Genomic DNA, 14,010 nt, shown 5'->3' on the forward strand with positions numbered 1-14,010 from the left:
TCCGACGCAAAACGCACAGGAAATGCCGATCAACGGCAACTTCGGCAATGGCTTTCTCAGGCTCAACACGTCGCCGCTCAGCGTGCAGGACTATTTCCAGCCGTCGAACACGGTGCAGGAATCGAACATCGACGAGGATCTCGGCTCGGGCGGCGCGATGGTGCTGCCAGATTTCGCCGACGCGAACGGCGCGGTCCGGCATCTCGCGATCGGCGCGGGCAAGAACTCGACGATCTATGTCGTGAACCGCTTCTCGATGGGCAAGTTCGATTCAAACGCGGACCACATTTATCAGGAACTCGTCGGGCAGATACGGGGACCGATGTTCGGCGCGCCGGCCTATTTCAACAACACGGTTTATTTCGGCGCGGTCAACGACAGCATCAGAGCGTTCCCGGTCAGCAACGCGCTGCTTTCGGGCACGTCGGCGAGCCAGACATCGAATGCCTTCGCCTTTCCGGGCGCGACGCCGGGCATTTCCGCGAACGGCACGTCGAACGGCATCCTTTGGGCGGCGGAGAACGGCACGACCGGCGCGCTGCGCGCTTACGACGCGACCAATCTCGGCCGCCAGCTCTACAGCAGCAACGATGCCGGGACGCGCGACCAGTTCGGCCAGGGCAACAAGTTCATCACGCCGATGATCGCGAACGGCAAGGTGTATGTCGGCACGAAGAACGGCGTCGCCGTGTTCGGATTGTTGTCGAAATAGACCGGGATTACGCACCGCAATCGGGATGCGTTATATTTGCAAATATATAGCGAGCGCACTCTGTTTTCCGGGCACCATGCTGACATCCCTCGACGCACCCGGCCGCGAACTGGCCGACAGCGGCTACGGCGCGACCATCATCACCGTGAACGCGGCGCGCGATCACGATCGGGCCGAATCGATACGCGATCTCGTCGATGCGCATCGCCGGTTGCAGGGCAGCGTGCTGCGTTTTCTTTCGCTTTTCGACGACAGACGGGTGAACGTCGCGCGTAGTGCGCCGCAGACGCTCGAGGCGCTCGTCGGCATGCTGGAGAAAAAGGCGCGTTCGGCGGGATTCGGGCGCATGCGCGAGTTGAGCGCGGCCGTGCAGGAAGCACGCGTGGCGGCGCGGCAGCGCGAATGGCTCTTCTTCGATTCCTTCGGCACCGATGTGCCGGCGTTGCGCGATGCGGCGCGCGCGCTGGAGCGGCTGGACGCGACGCTCGTCGGATTGTGCGTCGAGCACGTGCTGCGCGCGAACACGTCACCGGGCGCGAAGACGCGAGCGCGACGCGGCTAGACCGGCGGATTCGCGCCGGGCGGCACTGCGTCGAGTTGCCGGAACACGCTCAGCCAGTCCTCCAGATGCCAGGTCTTCGATACGAGGCCGTCGCGCAGTTCGTGAAACGAATGGATCGCGAAGCGGATCGGCTTCTTCGTCGCGGCGATGCCGAGCAGCGGCCCGGACTGCGTGCCGCTCACTTCCGCGCGCACGCCGACGCGATCGTCCTGCACCAGCAAGTCGAGTATCTCGATGCGCATGTCGGGCAGCGCGGTGGCGAGATCTTCGAAGATCGGGATCATCTGGTCCGGCCCCGGCTTCTGTCCGGGCGGCTCGGGAATGTACTGCCAGTCGGGCGTGACGGCCTGCCGCAAGAGCGCGACGTCCTTGGTGGAGAACGCGCGATAGAGACGCTCGACCGCTTCGCGCGCGGCCGATCGCGTCGGTTGACCTGCCTGCATGGTGCCTCCTTCACTGCGCTGTCTGCATGAGAGGGGAACGGCGGCAATGCGCACTCACTGTACCTCAACCGGCCTGCTCGACGCTGGACGCTCGCGCGGCCGTGTTAAGCTCACGTTTCTTCGCTGGGGAGTAGCCGGCTTTTCCGCCCGGGAAAGCGCCCATGTCAACATGCTCGGTCGTTCAGGCCGTGGCATGGGCAACCATCACAGGTTGGCAAGACCATCGACAGAATTCGCGACCGGTCGGGCGCGCGTTCTGTCGTTCCATCTTGCCCGACCAGAGCGCTACTCGATGAACCTCGCTTCCACGATTTTTCTAGCCTTCGCCATGTCCACCGACGCGTTCGCCGCCGCCGTCGGCAAGGGCGCGACCCTGCACAAGCCGCGCATCGCGGAAGCGCTCAAGACCGGCCTGATCTTCGGCGTGATCGAGGCGTTGACTCCGCTCGTCGGCTGGGCGCTCGGCAGGGCCGCCGCGCAGTACGTGACCGCGTGGGATCACTGGATCGCGTTCGGCCTTTTGTTCCTGCTCGGCGCGCGCATGATCCGCGAAGGCTTCGGCAGCGCGAGCCACGAAGAGGAAAAGCCGAACTCGCATTCGTTCTGGGTGCTCGCGCTCACCGGCTTCGCGACCAGCATCGACGCGATGGCGGTCGGCGCGGGCCTCGCGTTCATCGATGTCGATATCTTTTCGACGGCCGCGACCATCGGCTTCGCGACCATGCTGATGGTGACGATCGGCGTGATGGTCGGCCGGCTCGTCGGCGCGACGATCGGCAAGCGCGCGGAAATCGTCGGCGGGCTGATTCTTATCGCCGTCGGCAGCGTCATTCTGGCCGAGCATCTCGGCTATCTGAGCTGAGCAGGCGCGCCTTGTCACCGCGCGGCGTAAAGATCGCGAGCGCGGCGGCGACGATGAAGAGCGCGGGAACATCGCCCGTCAGATGGCCGAGATGTCCCGCGCCGCCGAACGATTGCACGGCCATGATCGCGCCGTGCACGATGCTCGACCACACCGTGAACCAGATGAGGCTCAGATGCTTCATCGGCTCGCGCGACGCGATCAGCAGAAACACGCCGAGCGTCGCGTAGATGCCGGCAATCATCAGCCCATACTCAGAGTGGCCTTCGTGGCCCGATTCCCACGCCCATCCCGAAGGCCAGAGCAGCATCAGCGGATAGAGCGCGAAGAGCGCGATCAGCCCGACGATCACGAGCACGATGCGCAAACAGGCGAGACGGCGGACGTCGTTCATGGCGGGCTCCTCGGCGGCGCGGCATGAGCGACACGATACAGCGAAGCGCTTGCCGATGGTCACTGATCGACGCAGGTGTTTCGACCAAAAACTTTAAGAAATAAAATAACAAACACTGTCATTTGGCCGATACGATGCGTCAATCCACTGTCTTTAACTCCAAACTCAGCACGTCATGCCACGTCCAATTTCCGCGCGGATTCATCTCGATGCCATTCGCCAGAATCTTCAGCTCGTCAAACGTGCGGCGCCGTCCTCGCGCGTGTGGTCCGTGATCAAGGCGAATGCGTATGGTCACGGCATCGAGCGCATCTACCCGGCGCTCGCGGATGCCGACGGCATCGCGCTGCTCGATCTCGACGAAGCGGTGCGCGTGCGCGAACTCGGGTGGAAGAAGCCGATTCTCTTGCTCGAAGGCATCTTCGAACCGGCGGACGTCGCGACGGCGGATCGGCATCGGCTGACGGTCACGGTTCATTGCGACGAGCAACTCGCGTTGCTGAAAGCGGCGCGGCCCGACGAGCGCATCGACATCCAGTTGAAGATGAACTCGGGCATGAACCGGCTCGGATATCGGCCGGGCGAGTATGCGGCGGCGTGGGAGCGCGCGTCGGCCATCGAGGCCATCGGCTCGATCGGTTTGATGAGCCATTTCGCGAACGCCGACGACGGCGCAATCGACTGGCAGATCGACGAATTCGACGCCGCCACGCGCGATTTTCCCGGCACGCGCTCGCTGTCGAATTCCGCGGCGGTGCTGTGGCATCCGCGCGCGCATCGCGACTGGGTGCGTCCCGGCACGATCCTCTACGGCGCGTCGCCGACGGGCTGCGCGCGGCACATCGAAGGCTTTCCATTGCGCGCGGCGATGACGCTCGAAAGCCGCATCATCGGCGTGCAGACGCTCGAGCCGAACGAGACGATCGGCTATGGCCGCACCTTCACCGCCGATCGCGCGATGAAGATCGGCGTGGTCGCATGCGGCTATGCGGACGGCTATCCGCGTCATGCGCCGACGGGCACGCCCGTGATGGTCGACGGCGTACGCACGCGCATCGTCGGACGCGTGTCGATGGACATGCTCACCGTCGATCTCACGCCGTGCCCGGCGGCGGGCATCGGTTCGGCGGTCGAATTGTGGGGCGAGCGGATCAGGGTGGACGAAGTGGCCGAGCCGTCCGGCACGATCGGCTACGAACTCATGTGCGCGCTCGCGCGGCGCGTGCCGGTGAGCGTCGATGCCGGCGTGTCGAGCGAGGCGCACGCGCATTCCGCTTGACCCTCACGTAGCGTAAGGTTCTAGCCTCCATCGTGCGCACTGAACGGAGGCTCGCATGCTGTTGAAAGTGGGAGAACTGGCGAAGAAGAGCGGACTCACCGTCCGCACGCTGCATCACTACGACGCCATCGGTCTGCTCACGCCTTCGGCGCGCGCCGATAACGGCTACCGGCTGTACAACCGCGACGACATCGCCCGGCTGCATCGCATCCAGGCGCTGCGCGGCTTCGGCCTTTCGCTTGCCGACATCGGCGCTTATCTTTCCCAGCCCGATACGCCTCTCGCCGAACTCATCGCGCGGCAGATCGTCATGCTCGATCGGCAGATCGAGAAGGCGGTGCGTCTGCGCGGCCGTCTGCAGGATTTGCGCGGCATGCTGATCGACGGCAAGGATCCGGAGCTGGCCGACTGGCTCAACACGCTGGAGTTGATGACGATGTTCGACCGCTACTTCTCGCAAGAAGAACTCGACCGCATGCCGATGTACCGCAAAACGCAGACGCAGACCTCGGAATGGACGGAGCTCGTCGCCGATGTGCGCGCGCTGATGGACGCAGGCGTGCCGCCCGACGACGCGCGTTCGCGTGTGCTCGCCGACCGCTGGATGACGCTGCTCGCCCGCGACACCAACGACGATCCGCGCCTGCTCGCGAAGCTGAACCGCATGCACGACAACGAGCCTTCGATGCAGGCGAGCATCGGCATTTCGCCTGAATTGCGGGATTACGTGATCCGCGCTTTCTCGGCGACGAAGATCGCGATCTACGAGCGCTATCTGTCGCCCGCGGAGTTTCGCTTTTTGCGCGAGAACTACGGAAAGCGCGCGATGGAGTGGCCCGAGCTGATGGCCGATGTGCGCGACGCGATCGACGAAGGCGCGACGCCCGATTCGCCGCGCGCGCGGGAACTGGCGCGACGCTGGATGTCGCTCTTTCGCAGCTACGCCGGCGACGATCCGCGAACGCACGCGAAGATTCGCCACGCGCTGCAGAACGAGCCGGAACTGACCAAAGGCTCCTGGACGAACGAGGCGCTGCTCGACTTCATGCGCGACGCGATGAGGCGTCTCGAAAGCGCTGTCTAGCGTCCCGCACGCGCGATCACGCCGGCGAGAATTCGAATGCCTTTGCGAATCTCTTCGACCGGCACGCTCGCGTAGCCGAGGATGAGCCCGGCCGGCCGGATGTGCGACGAAACGCAAGGCGCGACATGGAGCGGCGACACCGGATAGACGCCCACGCCCGCTGCATGCGCGGCGGCGACGAGCGCGGCTTCATCAGTCGAATCGACGAACGGCAGCCACAGCGCGACATGCAGTCCGGCCGCCGTGCCGGTCACCCGTGCACGCTCGGGCAGAAGCTCCGCGATCGCATCGAGCAATGCCGCGCGACGCCGTTCGTATTCCCGGCGCACGCGGCGCACATGACGCTCGTACGCGCCGCTCTCGACCAGCGAGGCGAGCACTCGTTGATCGATGACCGCCGAATGACGATCGGCGAGCCGTTTGGCCTGACGGAACGCAGCCACGAGATCGTGCGGCAGGATCATGTAGCCCAGCCGAAGATGCGGCGAGAGCGCCTTCGAAAACGTGCCGATGTAGATCACGCGGCCATTCGAATCGATCGATTGCAATGCATCGATCGGACGCTGGCCGTAACGGAACTCGCCGTCGTAGTCATCTTCGATGATCCACGCATCGTGCCGTTGCGCCCAGTCGAGCAATTCGAGCCGGCGTCCGATCGGCAATACGCCGCCGAGCGGAAACTGATGCGATGGCGTCACGTACGCGAGACGCGCACGGGCATCCCCGGGCAGACGCCGCGTATCGAGACCATGTTCGTCGACGGGAACGGGCAGCGGCACGCCGCCCGACGCTTCGAGGCAGTGGCGCGCGATCAGATAGCCGGGATCTTCGAACGCGAAGGCGTCGCCGGGATCGAGCAGCACGCGCGCGCACAGATCGAGCGCCTGCTGCGTGCCGTTCACCACGACGATCTGCTCGCTGTCGCAGACGAGTCCGCGCGCGCGGCCCAGATACGCCTGCAGCGCGCGGCGCAGCGAGGCATCGCCTTCGGGCGCGACGTAGTAAAGGCTCTCCGGTTGGTGCAGCAATTCGGCCTGATACGCGCGCTTCCAGAGCAACGACGGGAAGTCGCGCGCGGACACCGCGCCGTACAGGAAATCGACGCTGCCGTCCTTCGGCCGGGCGAGAGCCGGCACGGGCAGCGTCGACATACGGCGGCCGTACGCCGAAAGCGCGGGTGCAGTGCGTTCGGGGCGGACCGGATTGGGCGGTGCGAGGGGCATCGGCGGCGTGGCGACGCGCGCGACGCGTCCCGCGGAGGTCACGAGAAAGCCCTCGGCCGCGAGCTGTTCGTAGGCCGCCGTGACCGTGGTGCGCGACACGCCCAGGTCAGCCGCCAGTGCGCGCGTCGATGGCGCGGGGGCGCCCGGGGGCAGCGTGCCGTCGGCGATCTGGCCGCGCAGGAGATCGTAGATCCGGCGTCCCGTGCCGATGGTGTCGTTCGACTGGACCATGTAAATCGATCGAAACTGGATCTTCTTATTGTGCCTGTTTCGCGCGATAGTGACGCAGTCCGTTACCTTTCGCCGAGACATCACGATGTATATTCCGCCGCACTTCGCCGAGACGCGCCCCGAAGCGTTGCAACGGATCATTCGCGAGTATCCGCTGGGCATCCTCGTGACGCGTGACGACGCCGGTCTTGACGCGAATCACATTCCGTTCGAATTCGACCCGGCGCAGGGCGAGCACGGCCTGCTGACGGCTCACGTCGCGCGCGCCAACGATATCTGGCAGCGTTGTCCGACCGGCACGCCTGTCATGGTCGTTTTTCGCGGCGCCGAGGGCTATATCTCGCCGAACTGGTATCCGAGCAAGCACGAGACGCACCGGCAGGTGCCGACGTGGAACTACGAAGTCGTGCATGCGCATGGCGTGCTCACCGTGCGCGACGACGAGCCGTTCGTGCGCGGTCTGGTCGCGCGGCTGACGCGACGGCATGAGGCGAGCGAGCCGAAGCCGTGGAAGATGGGCGATTCGGAGGCCGGTTTCATCGACGGCATGTTGCGCAATATCGTGGGCATCGAGATTGCCGTGACGTCGATCGTGGGCAAGTCGAAGCTGAGCCAGAACAAGGAGACGCGCGATCGCATCGGCGCCGCCGATACGCTGGATGCGCGCGGGCAGCAGGCACTCGCTCAGGCGATGTCGCGGGCGGGAAGCTGACCCGTGTCCTTCATCGCGTTTCTCGCCACGGCGATCATGCTCGCCATTACGCCCGGACCGGGCATCGCTTATGTGGTCGCGCGCACGGTCGCCGGAGGGCGGTCCGAAGGCATGGCCTCCTGTCTCGGGACTGCGGTGGGCGGCCTGTTCCACGTGGCTGCCGCGGCGCTCGGGCTGTCCTTGCTGATCGCGCGCTCGGCAATGCTCTTCAGCGTCGTGAAATATATCGGTGCCGCTTATCTGGTTTATCTGGGAATCCGGCTGCTGTTGCGCAAGGACGAAGCCCTTGCTGTCGGGCGGGTCGCATCGCACGGCGCGCGGCGCGCGTTTCGCGAAGGCATTCTGGTGGAAGCGCTCAACGTCAAGACGGCGCTGTTTTTTCTCGCGTTTCTTCCGCAGTTCGTTGCGCCGGGACAGTCGCTGATCCCGCAACTGGCGATGCTCGGGAGCATTTGCGTGACGCTGAATACGCTCGTCGATGTGGGCGCGGTACTCGCTGCTTCGCGTCTGCTCGAATCCGGCGCCGCGCGTGCCGCGCGCGCGAGGATGCTCACGCGCACGTCGGGTGTGGTCATGCTGGGATTGGGCGGGTATCTGGCGTTTGCACGTCGGGTGGGTGCGGTTTAGCGGGATCGTCGCCGGTCTTCCTGAGTGATCCGACGAACGCAGCAGGTGCCTGTGATTAAACGAATATCTGCTGACTCAATCCGCAACGCGCTTACAATGGCCCGAACCAGCATCCCGAATGGGTTGGCCTATGTCAGACGATTTGTCAGGGCCGAAAGAAAAAAGGCCGCACTCGAGTGCAAGCACGGCCACAGGCAAAAATTCGTCCGATGAAAAGAAACATGGGGACGGATCGTCTGATGCCGGTCGTACCCCGCCTGCGCGCAAGCCTCGCATCCTCATGCAATTCAGTGACATCTGGCACGCACTGGTTCATACGGTCGTCGGAAGCGCTGAATTCGTTCTTACTGCCCTCGGGGCATTGATCTTGCACGGGTTCACTCACATTCTCGTGCATTTTGGGTTAATCGATGGAGTCGCCTGGCGTACACTGGTCTTCGCTCCGTCGTTACGCGAGTTCATTGCGTTAGTCGGAGATGCTTCCGTCTACTGCATGCTTAAAGTCGGCGAGAACTTTCTGCTGTTGCTGGATCTTGTGATACTAGTCGTCAAGACTTCGCGTCAGCTCAAGAAATAGGGGCCAAATATGGAACGTTCGTCAGGAATGCCGCATGGAGGGTCTGCAGACTCCGTGGGGTTGTCGGCATTGCTGATCCCCTTGTCAGCAGTGGTTTGGCACTGGAAAGTTGGTACGTCTTCCAAAGCGAAGGTAACCGTGTGCCGGACTCAGGACGTCACGAAGGCGGAGGCAACTGCACCGACCGCACAGGCGGTGCCCATACATGTTGGAATCGCGTCATTCGCGGGAATGCTTCTGGCCGGACTGATCATATTCATGATCGGGATGGCTGTAGGGGTGGGCATGCTTCTCTTTGTCGATTATCTGGAAAGATCGATCGGCTCCACGTTGGCGAGCGTTGCGATTCGTTTCATGGCCTACCTGACCATGGTTATCGATCTTCTGCTCTTCGTTTTCTATGTTGCGTCGGCGGTTTATCTGAGACTGCGAGCGCCGTCAGTGAAGACGGATTAGCAATCTGGCGCGGGCCGGAAGGTTTCAGCAACAGCTATTCACATTTCGACAGACATACTGCGTCATCACCACCGCGCCGCCGACGTCCCCGGCGGCGCCGATTCCCGCGCATAACCCGCCGGCGTTCGCGCCAACTGCGCGCTCGGCCGCACCGCGACCAACTCGCCGAACCCCGATTCAACCCGCTCGACATACGGCGCGAGATCCGGCTTTGCGATCTCGAACGCGCCATCCACACGCCCGAGCCCCCGCAACCAATGTCCCGTCTGCGCGAGCGAAACCTCGACATGCCAGCTTCCGCCTTCGCGCTGCTGTTTCCACAGCGCGGCCACCGCGCCGAACGCCATCAGGAAGCCGCTCGCCATATCGAGCATCTGCATCGGCAACGGACGCGGCTTGCCAGCGCCCGCCGCGTCGCCTTCGGCCGCGTTGAAGCCCATCGCGGTCTGCACGAGCGAATCGAAGCCGCGCCGGTCGGCCCATGGACCATCGGCGCCATACGCGGTCAACGACGTATAGACGATGCCGGGCCGACGCCGTGCCACCGCTTCCGGCCCGAATCCCAGCGACGCGATCCCGCCCGGCCGATAACCCTGCGCAAACACATGCGCGTCATCGATCAGACGCCAGAGCGCGTCGCGGTCCGAGGGCGAGCGAAGATCGAGCAGCGCCGAGCGTTTCCCGCGGCTCGTGTCCGCGATCGCCGGAATATTCGGCAGATGCGGCCCGTTCACGAGCATCACATCGGCGCCGAACGCGGCAAGCGCGCGCCCGCCGACCGGCCCCGCGAGAATGCGCGTGAAATCGAGCACCCGCAGGCCGTCGAGCGGCCTCGCGTCCACCGACAAGGAAGGCAGGGAAAGAGGCGGTGCATCGCCGATGCGCGTGATCGTCATCAACGGCTGCGCGGCGATGGCGCGCGCCTGCGATGTCGCATCCCACTCGTCGAACGTGCGCAGCATCGTGACGACGAGACCGCGCTCAGCCGCCGCGTTCTCGTAATCGCTGCCGCGCCATGAAAGCAGCGCGCGTTCGGCATCCTCGCGCGTCGCGCTGCGCGGATCGAGCCCGAGCAGACGCAGCGCGCCATCCTGATGATGCTCGAAGTTCGCATGAATGCGCACATAGCCATCGGCGCATCGATAGAGACCGGAGAAGCGTCCCCACGTCTCCGGCTCCTTGCCATCGACAGTGAAAGCTCCGGTGCATTCGACGGCCGCATGCGTCATGTCGATGGACACGCGCTGCCGCCCCGCGCCGCGCAGGGCGCCGAGCTCGCACGCCGCGAGCGCCGCCGCGCCGATGCTCGCCTGAGCCGCCGTGCCGACAGCGAAACTGGAAGGAAAAACCGGATCGCGGCCGGGAAGGTCGATGAAAGAAAGCGCATCGTCCGGCAGGCCGGCGATGCGCCAGATGTCATGCAGCGTTTCGAGAGAAGAAGTCATGATCGGTCGGCGCACGTGCTTCGTATGAAGCACTCATTGTCGCGCCGACCGGAAAAACGCGCTTTCAGTGACGCCGCGTCGCCAGTTCCGCGCCCTGACGCAGCGCTTCGAGCATGCTGCCTTCGTCGGCGATGCCCTTGCCCGCGATATCGAACGCCGTGCCGTGATCGACCGACGTGCGGATCACATCGAGCCCGACCGTCACGTTCACGCCCGCTTCGAGACCGAGCACCTTCACCGGGCCATGTCCCTGATCGTGATACATCGCGACCACGAGATCGAAGTCGCCGCGTCCCGCGCGATAGAACAGCGTATCGGCGGGCAGCGGGCCGGTCACGTCGAGACCGCGTTCCTGCAGAACCTTCACGGCGGGAATGATCTTTTCCTCTTCCTCGCCGTAGCCGAACAGGCCGTTTTCGCCCGCGTGCGGATTGATGCCGCACACGCCGATGCGCGGCTTCGCGATGCCCGCCTTCACGAGCGTCGCGTTGCCGCGCTCGATCGTGCGTTGCACGAGACCGGGCTCGATCTTGCGGATCGCATCGATGATGCCGATGTGCGTCGTCACGTGAATCACGCGCAATTGCGGGGCGACGAGCATCATCGAGACTTCGTCGACGCCCGTCAGATGCGCGAGCATTTCCGTGTGGCCGGGAAACTTGTGGCCGCCCGCGTGCAGCGCTTCCTTGTTGAGCGGCGCGGTGCAGATCGCGTCGATCTGATTCGCCTGCGCCAGTTCCACGGCGCGCGCGATGTACCGGTAAGCCGCATCGCCCGCGACGGCGGACAGCTCGCCGAAGGGCAGGTCGTCGGGAATCAGGCCGAGGTCGATGCATTCGATCACGCCGGGTTCATAGCGCGCTTCGCTCGCGTCCTCGATGCGGCGCACGATCGCCTTGCCGCCGACGATTTCGTTCGCGCGTTCGAGACGGCGCGCATCGCCGATCACGAGCGGACGGCACTGCCGATAGACCGCATCGTGCGCGAGGCTCTTGACGACGATTTCCGGACCGACGCCGCTTGCGTCGCCCATCGTGATGCCGATTACGGGGAGATAGTTGCTCATGATGATTCGTCTGGTGGTGTCTTGTTTCAACGCGCGACGGGAATATCCGCGACGCGCAAATGCAGGTAGGCGCCGAGCAGCGCGTGCTCGCTGCCGAACGCGCCGGCTTTCGTGACGATCGACGGGCCAGCGCCGTTCGATGGCCGCCCGAGCGCGACGCCCGCTTCGATCTCACGCACGAGTTCGAGGCTGCCGACTTTCGCGGCGGCGAGCATCGCGCGCGCCGTTTCGCCGCCCGTCGCGATCAGCCCGCCGAGCCGGTCGAAATGCGGCGCGACGAGCGCGGCGAGCGCGCCCGACAGCAGCGCGCCTTCGGCGGGATCGAACGCGTCGTCGCGGCCGATGCGCACGATCGCATCTTCCTTGCGGCGCACCGCGTCGCCGATGCGCTCTGTCCACGTCTGCCACTGCGGATGACGCGCGCCGTCGCGCAACACGGCGGGCGGCACGATCATTTCGGCCACGCCCGCTTCGGTGCGGAGCATCGCGCATTGGCGCTCGGAGATCGCGGAGAGGCTGCCGACGAGCGCGAGGATCGGACCTTGCGCCGGATCGATCGCGCGTGGCGCTTGCATGGAAGCATCGGCATCGAAGAGCTCGGGCAGCGCGGCCAGTTCGCGCGCGAGTCCGCCCGAGCCGACCCAGAAGAACGGCTCGTCGACCCGTGCGCTCACGTGGGCGAGCGCGGCAAGATCGTCGCTGGTTTCGGCATCGACGATGATCGCGTCGATGCCATTGCCCGACGCCGCCGCCGACGCGATCATCGCGGCGACGTCCAGGGGCGCCGCGCAAAACGCTTCGAGCGGAACGTGCGCGACGCGCAGGCCGACCGCATCGAGCATCTCGCGCAATCCGGCATGCTGGCCGGCGTTTTCGAGTTGCCACGTTTCGGTGTCTTCGAGCGGCACGCCGCGCACGAACACGCGGCCATCGCGCACGGTGCGGCCCGTCGCGGGAAACGCGGGCGTGACGATCGCCGGTCCCGCGAGCCGCGTCAACGCCGCGACTTCGGCGCTCCAGTTGCCGCGCAAGGTCGAATCGATCTTCTTGTAGAGACGCCGTCCGGGCGCGCGCAGCGATTGCCACACGTCGGCCGTGCGCTTTGCCGCGTCGGCGGGCGCGAGGCGGCGCGTGTCGGTGTCGGCGGCGACGACGGTCGCGTTCGCAACCGATGCGCCCGCGTCGAGCGACACGACCGTCCTGCGGCCCGCCGCCGCGAACGCGATCGCGCAATCGGCGGCGCCCGACAGATCGTCGGCGACGATCAGCAGGCTCTTCATTGCGTGACCTCCCGCGCCTTCGCGGACGAACGCGCATCGTGACGCGCATTCACGCGCTTCGCGATCGATGCCGTCAGGATCGGCGACACGATCGCCGTCACCACGACGCACGCCGCGACGAGCAGCGTCGCCGTCTTGGCCGCTTCGGCATACACCGGATTCGCCGCCGCGATCAGCGCCGGAACGGCCGCCGCGTTACCCGCGGTATTCGCCGCCGCCGCGCCCGCGACGCCCGTGCCGCCCGTCAGGCGATCCGCGAAATAGAGCGGAATGCCCGTCACGATGACGACCGCCAGCCCCAGGCCGATGCCCAGCAAGCCGGCTTGCCAGACCTTGTGCAGATCGAGGCTCGCGCCGAGCGCCAGCGCGAAGAACGGGATCATCACCGGCACCGCGCGGCCGAGGAACTCCCGCATCTCGCGGTCGAGATTGCCGAGCAACATGCCGACGGCGAGCGGCAAAATGCTGCCGACGAGCGTCGGCCACGGAAACGCCGACAAGCCCGCGACGCCGAGCGTGACCATCGTCAGGAACGGGCCGGATTCGAGCGACATGATCGTGTAGGCGCCGACATCTTCAGAGCGGCCGTACTGGCCCATCAGCGCCATGTAGAGGCCGCCGTTGGTGTCGTTCATCGCGGCGACGACGGCAAGTGTCGAGATGCCGGCGAACAGGCCCGAGCTGATCGGCTGCTCGCCGAGAAAATGGCCGAGCACCACGCCCGCGACGATCGCCGTGCCGACCTTCGTCGCGAACAGCGCGCCGCCTTTCTTGAGCAGATACGGCGTCGCCTTCACGTCGATGCTCGCGCCCATGCACACATAGAACACCGCGAGAATCGGCAGCGCACCGGTGAAAAGCGCGTTCGTGAAGGAGCCGAAGAACTTCGGCGTGTCCGGCGCGAACGTCGCGATCAGCGAGCCGATCAGCAGCGGGACGATCATCATCCCGCCGGGGACGCGCTCGACGGCGCGCTTGATGTGAATCTGAGCCATGGTGTCTCCAGAGTGGTTTCTGTCCGATTCGCTCACAAATTGATTGAATCGATCAAATCGGA

General features: G+C 65.2%; 14 protein-coding genes, 1 pseudogene and 1 riboswitch. Of the genes and pseudogenes, 8 read left to right on the forward strand and 7 right to left on the reverse strand.

All coding sequences use genetic code 11. The features are described 5' to 3' along the window. A pseudogene (locus U4Y90_RS28060) lies at positions 1-712 on the forward strand (pyrrolo-quinoline quinone); the annotation flags it as partial. Positions 713-788: 76 nt separating this feature from the next. Further along, entirely contained in the window at positions 789-1,274 is a 486-nt protein-coding gene (locus tag U4Y90_RS28065) for a hypothetical protein (protein WP_321799531.1), read from the forward strand. Here the strand turns inward: U4Y90_RS28065 and U4Y90_RS28070 are convergent. After that, on the reverse strand, positions 1,271-1,717 hold the full coding sequence (locus U4Y90_RS28070; RefSeq protein WP_321799533.1) for an ester cyclase: 447 nt from the start codon (positions 1,715-1,717) through the stop codon (positions 1,271-1,273). The genes U4Y90_RS28065 and U4Y90_RS28070 overlap by 4 nt on opposite strands. 113 nt (positions 1,718-1,830) lie before the next feature. Next, positions 1,831-2,000, forward strand: a riboswitch (yybP-ykoY riboswitch). Between the two features lie 9 nt (positions 2,001-2,009). Here U4Y90_RS28070 and mntP point away from each other — a divergent pair. Next, the gene (mntP, locus tag U4Y90_RS28075; protein WP_321799534.1) at positions 2,010-2,579 is read left to right on the forward strand and encodes a manganese efflux pump MntP; all 570 of its coding nucleotides are present in this window, start codon (positions 2,010-2,012) and stop codon (positions 2,577-2,579) included. Here the strand turns inward: mntP and U4Y90_RS28080 are convergent. Then, positions 2,545-2,973 (reverse strand): DUF6632 domain-containing protein, encoded by a 429-nt coding sequence (locus U4Y90_RS28080; protein WP_321799536.1) that lies wholly within the window; start codon positions 2,971-2,973, stop codon positions 2,545-2,547. The genes mntP and U4Y90_RS28080 overlap by 35 nt on opposite strands. A gap of 175 nt (positions 2,974-3,148) precedes the next feature. Here U4Y90_RS28080 and alr point away from each other — a divergent pair, with 175 nt between their 5' ends. After that, positions 3,149-4,252: an alanine racemase gene (gene alr / locus U4Y90_RS28085; RefSeq protein WP_321799538.1), complete on the forward strand. Its 1,104-nt coding sequence runs from the start codon at positions 3,149-3,151 to the stop codon at positions 4,250-4,252. Positions 4,253-4,307: 55 nt separating this feature from the next. Then, positions 4,308-5,336 (forward strand): MerR family transcriptional regulator, encoded by a 1,029-nt coding sequence (locus U4Y90_RS28090; RefSeq protein WP_321799539.1) that lies wholly within the window; start codon positions 4,308-4,310, stop codon positions 5,334-5,336. Here the strand turns inward: U4Y90_RS28090 and U4Y90_RS28095 are convergent. Continuing rightward, on the reverse strand, positions 5,333-6,790 hold the full coding sequence (locus U4Y90_RS28095) for a PLP-dependent aminotransferase family protein (RefSeq protein ID WP_321799540.1): 1,458 nt from the start codon (positions 6,788-6,790) through the stop codon (positions 5,333-5,335). The two genes, U4Y90_RS28090 and U4Y90_RS28095, sit on opposite strands and share 4 nt — an antisense overlap. Positions 6,791-6,875: 85 nt before the next feature. On the opposite strand from U4Y90_RS28095, the gene U4Y90_RS28100 reads away from it, so the two are divergent. The 3 genes from U4Y90_RS28100 (at position 6,876) to U4Y90_RS28110 (ending at position 9,162) form a co-directional block, all read left to right on the forward strand. Further along, entirely contained in the window at positions 6,876-7,502 is a 627-nt protein-coding gene (locus U4Y90_RS28100; protein WP_321799541.1) for an FMN-binding negative transcriptional regulator, read from the forward strand. 3 nt (positions 7,503-7,505) lie between these two features. Next, positions 7,506-8,129: a LysE family translocator gene (locus tag U4Y90_RS28105; protein ID WP_321799543.1), complete on the forward strand. Its 624-nt coding sequence runs from the start codon at positions 7,506-7,508 to the stop codon at positions 8,127-8,129. A gap of 586 nt (positions 8,130-8,715) precedes the next feature. Next, entirely contained in the window at positions 8,716-9,162 is a 447-nt protein-coding gene (locus U4Y90_RS28110; protein WP_321799544.1) for a hypothetical protein, read from the forward strand. 65 nt (positions 9,163-9,227) lie between these two features. Here U4Y90_RS28110 and U4Y90_RS28115 read toward each other — a convergent pair whose 3' ends face one another. The 4 genes from U4Y90_RS28115 to U4Y90_RS28130 all read right to left on the reverse strand — a co-directional run bounded on the left by U4Y90_RS28115 (position 9,228) and on the right by U4Y90_RS28130 (position 13,948). Further along, positions 9,228-10,607 carry a CoA transferase gene (locus U4Y90_RS28115; RefSeq protein ID WP_321799546.1) on the reverse strand — a complete coding sequence of 460 codons (1,380 nt, stop codon included), beginning with the start codon at positions 10,605-10,607 and terminating at the stop codon, positions 9,228-9,230. A 64-nt stretch (positions 10,608-10,671) separates the two neighbouring features. Continuing rightward, complete coding sequence (gene pdxA, locus U4Y90_RS28120) at positions 10,672-11,673, reverse strand: 4-hydroxythreonine-4-phosphate dehydrogenase PdxA (protein WP_321799548.1); 1,002 nt, start codon at positions 11,671-11,673, stop codon at positions 10,672-10,674. Between the two features lie 26 nt (positions 11,674-11,699). Continuing rightward, entirely contained in the window at positions 11,700-12,953 is a 1,254-nt protein-coding gene (locus U4Y90_RS28125; RefSeq protein WP_321799550.1) for a four-carbon acid sugar kinase family protein, read from the reverse strand. Then, a complete protein-coding gene (locus tag U4Y90_RS28130) occupies positions 12,950-13,948 on the reverse strand; it encodes a 2-keto-3-deoxygluconate permease (protein ID WP_321799552.1) in 999 nt (332 codons plus the stop codon). Before U4Y90_RS28130 ends, U4Y90_RS28125 begins: the two co-directional genes overlap by 4 nt. Positions 13,949-14,010 lie beyond the last annotated feature (62 nt).

The sequence above is a fragment of the Caballeronia sp. J97 genome (assembly GCF_905220305.1).
Classification (GTDB): domain Bacteria; phylum Pseudomonadota; class Gammaproteobacteria; order Burkholderiales; family Burkholderiaceae; genus Caballeronia.

Coding starts and splice junctions, on each gene's coding strand:
- U4Y90_RS28090 (WP_321799539.1), top strand. CDS start 4,308: ATGCTGTTGAAAGTGGGAGAACTGGCGAAGAAGAGCGGACTCACCGTC.
- U4Y90_RS28110 (WP_321799544.1), top strand. CDS start 8,716: ATGGAACGTTCGTCAGGAATGCCGCATGGAGGGTCTGCAGACTCCGTG.
- U4Y90_RS28115 (WP_321799546.1), bottom strand. CDS start 10,607: ATGACTTCTTCTCTCGAAACGCTGCATGACATCTGGCGCATCGCCGGC.
- U4Y90_RS28100 (WP_321799541.1), top strand. CDS start 6,876: ATGTATATTCCGCCGCACTTCGCCGAGACGCGCCCCGAAGCGTTGCAA.
- U4Y90_RS28125 (WP_321799550.1), bottom strand. CDS start 12,953: ATGAAGAGCCTGCTGATCGTCGCCGACGATCTGTCGGGCGCCGCCGAT.
- U4Y90_RS28080 (WP_321799536.1), bottom strand. CDS start 2,973: ATGAACGACGTCCGCCGTCTCGCCTGTTTGCGCATCGTGCTCGTGATC.
- mntP (WP_321799534.1), top strand. CDS start 2,010: ATGAACCTCGCTTCCACGATTTTTCTAGCCTTCGCCATGTCCACCGAC.
- U4Y90_RS28065 (WP_321799531.1), top strand. CDS start 789: ATGCTGACATCCCTCGACGCACCCGGCCGCGAACTGGCCGACAGCGGC.
- alr (WP_321799538.1), top strand. CDS start 3,149: ATGCCACGTCCAATTTCCGCGCGGATTCATCTCGATGCCATTCGCCAG.
- U4Y90_RS28095 (WP_321799540.1), bottom strand. CDS start 6,790: ATGGTCCAGTCGAACGACACCATCGGCACGGGACGCCGGATCTACGAT.
- U4Y90_RS28130 (WP_321799552.1), bottom strand. CDS start 13,948: ATGGCTCAGATTCACATCAAGCGCGCCGTCGAGCGCGTCCCCGGCGGG.
- pdxA (WP_321799548.1), bottom strand. CDS start 11,673: ATGAGCAACTATCTCCCCGTAATCGGCATCACGATGGGCGACGCAAGC.
- U4Y90_RS28070 (WP_321799533.1), bottom strand. CDS start 1,717: ATGCAGGCAGGTCAACCGACGCGATCGGCCGCGCGCGAAGCGGTCGAG.